The organism is Ferdinandcohnia sp. SAFN-114 (assembly GCF_059415045.1).
On record NZ_JBPFDQ010000070.1, the window covers coordinates 21,841 to 28,278 of the forward strand.

The 6,438-nt window shown below is 36.5% G+C and carries 6 protein-coding genes; 5 read left to right on the top strand and 1 reads right to left on the bottom strand.

Going from position 1 to position 6,438, the window contains the following annotated elements; genetic code table 11:
* Positions 1–63 precede the first annotated feature (63 nt).
* Positions 64–801 carry a DUF554 domain-containing protein gene (locus ACR65M_RS19510; RefSeq protein ID WP_440274151.1) on the top strand — a complete coding sequence of 246 codons (738 nt, stop codon included), beginning with the start codon at positions 64–66 and terminating at the stop codon, positions 799–801.
* 26 nt (positions 802–827) lie between these two features.
* On the opposite strand, the gene yyaC is transcribed toward ACR65M_RS19510, so the two are convergent.
* The gene (yyaC, locus tag ACR65M_RS19515; RefSeq protein WP_440274152.1) at positions 828–1,445 is read right to left on the bottom strand and encodes a spore protease YyaC; all 618 of its coding nucleotides are present in this window, start codon (positions 1,443–1,445) and stop codon (positions 828–830) included.
* A gap of 134 nt (positions 1,446–1,579) precedes the next feature.
* Here yyaC and ACR65M_RS19520 point away from each other — a divergent pair, with 134 nt between their 5' ends.
* The 4 genes from ACR65M_RS19520 to ychF all read left to right on the top strand — a co-directional run bounded on the left by ACR65M_RS19520 (position 1,580) and on the right by ychF (position 6,202).
* On the top strand, positions 1,580–2,599 hold the full coding sequence (locus ACR65M_RS19520) for a YkvI family membrane protein (RefSeq protein WP_440274153.1): 1,020 nt from the start codon (positions 1,580–1,582) through the stop codon (positions 2,597–2,599).
* Positions 2,600–2,659: 60 nt separating this feature from the next.
* On the top strand, positions 2,660–2,857 hold the full coding sequence (locus ACR65M_RS19525) for a DUF951 domain-containing protein (protein WP_099351381.1): 198 nt from the start codon (positions 2,660–2,662) through the stop codon (positions 2,855–2,857).
* A 129-nt stretch (positions 2,858–2,986) separates the two neighbouring features.
* The gene (locus tag ACR65M_RS19530) at positions 2,987–4,987 is read left to right on the top strand and encodes a molybdopterin-dependent oxidoreductase (protein WP_440274154.1); all 2,001 of its coding nucleotides are present in this window, start codon (positions 2,987–2,989) and stop codon (positions 4,985–4,987) included.
* A 114-nt stretch (positions 4,988–5,101) separates the two neighbouring features.
* Positions 5,102–6,202 carry a redox-regulated ATPase YchF gene (ychF, locus tag ACR65M_RS19535; RefSeq protein ID WP_121448198.1) on the top strand — a complete coding sequence of 367 codons (1,101 nt, stop codon included), beginning with the start codon at positions 5,102–5,104 and terminating at the stop codon, positions 6,200–6,202.
* Positions 6,203–6,438 lie beyond the last annotated feature (236 nt).

The following is a 6,438-nucleotide window of genomic DNA, read 5'->3' on the forward strand; positions in this document are numbered from 1 at the left end:
TTATATAACTGGACTGTGCAGCGTTTTTTTATTATATAAAAAAGAAAATAGGGGAAATGGAAATTGGTTCTATTAGGGACGGTAGTAAACGGATTGTGTATAATTGTTGGGACCTTATTAGGAAAGGTATTGCACCGGATTCCAGATAAAATAAAAGCAACTGTAATGCAAGCGATTGGACTTGCTGTTTGTTTGTTAGGTATCCAAATGGGGCTAAAAAGTGAACAATTTCTAATTGTCATCTTTAGTTTAGTGTTTGGCGGCATTCTTGGCGAATGGTGGGGACTAGAAGATAAATTAAATCAATTAGGAGCTTGGATTGAAAAGAAGGTAGGTTCATCATCTGATGAAGGTACGATTGCAAAGGGTTTTGTAACAGCTACCTTAATATTTGTCATTGGTGCAATGGCCATCATTGGTGCACTTGACAGTGGTTTGCGTCATGACCATCGTATCCTTTATACAAAGTCAATCATAGATGGATTTACTAGTTTAATATTATCAACAACTTTAGGGATTGGTGTATTATTCTCTGCAGTTCCTGTTATTCTGTATCAAGGTGCAATTGCACTATTTGCTACACAAATTGATAAATTTATTCCGACCGAAGTGATGGATGCGTTTATTGTCGAAATGACGGGTACGGGTGGCTTAATGATTGTCGCAATTGGTACCAATTTGATAGGAATTACCAATATCCGTGTTGCAAATCTATTACCTGGTATTCTTGTTGTAGCTATCCTCGTAACAGTAGTGTATTATTGGAATTCAATTTTGTTCTTTGCACAAGGTCTATTTTAAACCTCTTCATAACAGAAGAGGTTTTTTTATAAGGAAAATCGATCTTTTTCAACATTCCCCAGCTCAACTTTCCGCAGAAACTGAAACTCAGCCTTGCAAATACCACTTGCAATTGTATTTGCGATTTTCATAACTAAACTTAATCTTGTGTTTTGAAGGACAAAAAACTCCATAAATCCACTTACATTTACAATCCCAGTAATATGCATGTCGCCAATAGGGGTTAATTCCTTATTAACGCCTGCTCCTGGCTTGATTGGACCGTCTCCGATGGTTATGGCTCCCACGTTCTTCAATCTTCCTAAACAGGCGTCTATGCCAATAATAAATGGGTTTGCATACTTCATTTTGATTTCCTCAATTTTCTCTTGAAGATTAACTGCATGAATAGGTTCGTCCAATGTGCCATATACATGAAAGTGGGACAATCTTTTTTCGGTAATCTTCGTGCCAATTAAAGGTCCAAGGCAGTCGCCAGTAGAACGGTCTGTACCGATGCAAAAAATAACAATTGGTTGATTAGCAGTATGTGGGAGCATAGAAGTGATTTTTAAGGCAATTTGATGGTCAGCTGATTCTTGGTCATGTGGAATTCGAAATGGTTCATTTTTTAGATGGTCAAATAATTTGTATCTAAGATTCATAGGCTTTTCACCCCTTTTTAACTGTAGTAACAGTATACGGAGAAATCTTATATTCTATACGTCTGAACAAAAAAGATTCTTAGATTTGTATTATGAGCATTTTTTAGTAGATAGAGGAATTATGGAGGGATCATATGTTTAGGGCAGGGTTTCGGTGGATGTTTCTTATTTTGGGAACCGCAATTGGCGCGGGATATGCATCAGGGAGGGAGATTTGGCAGTTTTATGGAGAGCAAAGTGCCTTAGCGATAATCTTTTTTACATTCATTTTTATTATTTGTTGTTATATTATTATGAAGATCAGTTATGAAAAAAAAGCCGAGCATTTTGTTCCTGTATTAAAAGAACTAGTGGGAGAAAAGGTTTCACATGTGTATGATGTGATTACGATTTTATACTTATTTTCTACAACGGTTGTGATGTTAGCGGGTGGAGGAGCTACATTAGAGTTATTTACGATTCCTTTTTGGTGGGGAATTCTGATTTTTGGTTTCCTGTTGGTCCTAGTCTTTTTGTGGAATATCAATGGCTTGATCTCAATAAATATGGCGATTATACCTGCCTTAATAATCTTTTTAACAACGGTTTTGTTTATTTTTTTGTCAGCTAATGGAAAGGAATTTTCCTTTATTTTGCATGAGCAAGGAAATTGGCCGTCCGCATTTACATTTACAGCATTAAACATATTACCGCTTGTTGCTGTACTTGGTGCAATTGGTAAAGAAATGAAGTCAAAAGGGGAAGCATGGGTTGCGAGTATTGGAAGTGGTCTATTTTTAGGATTTATCACCTTTGTTTACAATGAGGCACTTATTGAAGTGGCTCAAGAAATCATGCTTTATGAGATTCCATTATTTATCATCATGAAAAATTTCCCGTATGTAGCAGTATTTATCATGTCCATTCTATTATTTGGAGCAATATTTACAACTGCAGCGTCGGGATTACTAGGATTATCCACACGTTTTAAAGACTATTTAAAAATGCCTTTGTGGATGATTTCCATTCTATTGATTTTACTGATGGTACCCTTTACGACTTTTGGCTTTTCTACGCTCGTTTCAATTTTATACCCATTATATGGTATTGCAAATTTATACTTATTGGCCGTCATTTTGTTATATCCAATTGTAAATCGCTACAATTTAAAATGATTTCCTGTTACAATACAACATATAAAGATTCTTCATATAAAAGAATAAAGGGTGGGTGTCGTGGTAGACAAAGACTATGGATTACATGATATTGTAGAAATGAAGAAACCTCATCCATGTGGAACAAATAAATGGAAGATTATTCGATTAGGGATGGATATTCGAATCAAATGTGAAGGCTGCGAACATAGTGTACTCATTCCTCGAAAAGAGTTTGGCCGAAAACTAAAAAAGATTCTTGTGAAGCATGAGGATTAAGCCTCGTGCTTTATTTTTTCGGGTTTTCTTTTAAGCGGAAATAATTTCTATAGAATGTTAGTTGCTGTGATTTATAATAGAGGATACGAAGTTTTGGTAGGTTTGCTACATGTGTAGGGAGTGAGGAGAATGGCTACATTTAAATCTGCATGTCCTTTAAATTGTTGGGACAGTTGTGGTTTTGTTGTTGAAGTGGAAAACGGTAAAGTTGTAAAAATAGATGGAGATAAAGATCATCCAATTACAAAGGGCAAAATTTGCGGCAGAGGACGTATGCTGGAAACACGAACGAACTCTGATGATCGCATTCTTTATCCATTGAAAAAGGTAGATGGAGAGTTTCAAAGAATTACATGGGAACAAGCATTAACAGAAATCTCAGAGAAGCTTTTAATAGTAAGGCAAAAATATGGTTCTACGGCTGTTCTGCACAGTCATGACTATGCAAACGGTGGCCTTTTAACTAAAATACCAGATCGTTTTTTTAATTGTTATGGTGGTGCCACTGATCTAATCGGTAGCATTTGCTGGGGATCAGGTATTGAAGCACAAAATTGGGATTTTGGAAATTCAGCAAGTCATGCACCTGATGATATATACAATAGTAAAAATGTAATCATTTGGGGAAGAAATGTGGCACGCACGAATATGCATCTCTTTGGTTATTTACAAGAGGTAAAAAAGAAGGGCACTAACATAATTGTTATTGATCCCATATACAATGGAACGGCAAAGATAGCTAATTCCTATATCTCAATTACTCCAGGTATGGATGGTTTGTTAGCGATTGGTATTATGAAGGAATTAATTCGTTTAGACTTACAGGATAAAGAGTTTATTGAAAAGTATACTTTGGGATTCAGTGATTTATTGGCTACTATTGAATCAATTACAATGAACGAAATTGAGGAAGTAACAAATGTTCCACGTGAAACAATTACAAGTTTAGCTCACATATATAGTAATGGGCCAACGGCAACCTATATGGGGTTAGGGATGCAGCGGTACGCAAATGGTGGAAATACCATTCGTCTAATTGATGCATTAGTAGCAGTCAGTGGTAATGTAGGCATCCCAGGTGGTGGAGCTAATTTTGGAAATACGCAAGTTGGCCAAAGTTTTGATAGTGTGGCTTTAACTCTACCAGAAAGAAAGAAACATTCGAGATCTTTCGTTATGAGCGAGCAAGCGGAAAGGATTCTAACTGCTTCAGAACCACCAATAAAAATGATTATGGTATCAAGTGGAAACCCATTAACTCAGGTTCCAAATACAAATAGGGTACTAGAAGCCTTCCAATCAGTAGATACATTAGTTGTATTAGAGCAGTTTATGACTGATACGGCGAGGTTAGCCGATTATGTACTTCCTTCAGCTACTGTGTTTGAGGAAGAGGATATTTATTATTCATCCATGTACCATCATTTTGTTAATTATGGGCCTAAATTAGTCGAAGCTCGTGGAGAGGCAAAGTCTGATGTTTGGATTTGGTCTGAATTAGCTAAAAGGTTAGGGTTTGGTGAAGATTTTAATTATACAAGAAAAGAATTTATAAAAATGGGAGTAGGTTCTTTACAAGAGAAGGGTATATCCTTTGAGGAAATCAAGGAAAAAAGTCACGTACCATTGCCTGTACAGCTTGTACCCTGGAACGATTTTCATTTTTCAACTCCATCTGGAAAATTTGAATTCACATCATCATTAGGAGAGATGAAAGGGTATGATGGACGTATAAAAATATCATATCCAAGAGAATCGACATTTTCTAATCAAGAGTTAGGTGAAAAATACCCATACTCACTATTAACGATTCATCCTTTACGTTCAAACCATTCACAAAATTATCATTTGATTGAAGGATTACAAACAATAAAAGTTGAGGTTTCTAAGGATATTGCTGAACAGAAAAATCTTGAACCGAATGATAAGGTAAGGGTATTTAATGACCGTGGTGAAATTACAGGGAAAGTGCAAATATTAAAAGAGTCATCTCCAAAGATTATTTGTATTGATGAAGGACAATGGCATATCTTTGGTGGTAGTGTCAATAATCTCACATCACATGAAGTTTCTGATAACGGGCTTGGCAGTACATTATATGATTGCCTTGTTGGAATTGAAAAACTTTAGAATGGTGGATTTATACAAAAGCCGTTTCTAGCTGAAACGGCTTGTATTTTTTATAAGGAAAACCTATAATTGTTGAAGGCTAGTATGTTTCGGATAAGAGGAGTGGAAAAATCAATGGCGTTAACAGCAGGTATCGTTGGTCTTCCTAACGTTGGAAAATCAACTCTTTTTAATGCAATTACACAAGCAGGTGCGGAATCAGCGAACTATCCGTTCTGTACAATTGACCCAAATGTGGGGATTGTTGAGGTTCCAGATGAGCGTTTAAATAAATTAACTGAATTAGTACAACCTAAAAAAACTGTACCAACAACCTTTGAATTTACTGATATTGCAGGGATTGTAAAAGGTGCCAGCAAAGGGGAAGGTCTTGGTAATAAGTTTTTATCACATATTCGCCAAGTAGATGCGATTTGTCATGTGGTACGCTGTTTTGCAGATGATAATATCACTCACGTAGCAGGTAAGGTAGATCCAATTGCTGATATTGAAACAATTAATTTAGAATTGATTTTAGCAGACCTTGAGTCAGTAGATAAGCGAATTGACCGTGTTGGAAAGCTTGCTAAGCAAAAGGACAAGGATGCAGTTGCTGAGCATGAGGTTCTTGTACAGTTAAAAGAAGCATTTGAAAATGAGCAACCAGCTCGTGCAGTTGAATTTACTGAAGAGCAAATGAAATATGTAAAGGGAATGCACTTACTAACAAGTAAACCAGTTTTATACGTTGCGAACGTTGGCGAAGATGATGTAGCAGATCCTTCTTCAAATGAATATGTTCAATTAGTACGTGAGTTTGCTCAAAAGGACAATGCGGAAGTTATTGTTGTTTGTGCAAAAATCGAGTCAGAAATTGTGGAGCTTGAAGGGGAAGAAAAGGAAATGTTCCTTGAAGAGCTAGGAATAGAAGAATCTGGTCTTGATCAATTGATTCGAGCTGCGTATCACTTATTAGGACTTGCTACGTATTTTACTGCAGGTGTACAAGAGGTAAGAGCGTGGACATTTAGAAAAGGAATGAAGGCTCCACAATGTGCTGGTATCATTCACTCTGATTTTGAGAGAGGATTTATCCGCGCTGAGACGGTATCGTATGAAGATCTTCTTGCAGGTGGTTCTATGAATGCTGCTCGTGAGGCAGGGAAGGTTCGCCTTGAAGGTAAAGAGTATGTTGTACAAGATGGGGATGTCATTCATTTCCGATTTAATGTATAAGTTATTTGACTGGAATTCAGCCACAGGACGATGATATGTCGTTTTGTGGCTGTTTTGTTAAGGTAACAGGTGATTATTAGCTCAATCGTGAGAAACTTTTGAGTTCCTCACGCCTTTCAGCTTTGGCTGAAAGGTGACAAAAATAAATAAAAGGGGCAGAGTGAACTGACCTAGCCAAATGAGACATATATAAAACACCTATCCATATTAAATTTAACACTTTTTCATTAATTTGA

Excerpts from the sequence above, each read along its gene's own strand:
- ychF (WP_121448198.1), top strand. The coding sequence starts at position 5,102 with ATGGCGTTAACAGCAGGTATCGTTGGTCTTCCTAACGTTGGAAAATCA.
- yyaC (WP_440274152.1), bottom strand. The coding sequence starts at position 1,445 with ATGAATCTTAGATACAAATTATTTGACCATCTAAAAAATGAACCATTT.
- ACR65M_RS19530 (WP_440274154.1), top strand. The coding sequence starts at position 2,987 with ATGGCTACATTTAAATCTGCATGTCCTTTAAATTGTTGGGACAGTTGT.
- ACR65M_RS19520 (WP_440274153.1), top strand. The coding sequence starts at position 1,580 with ATGTTTAGGGCAGGGTTTCGGTGGATGTTTCTTATTTTGGGAACCGCA.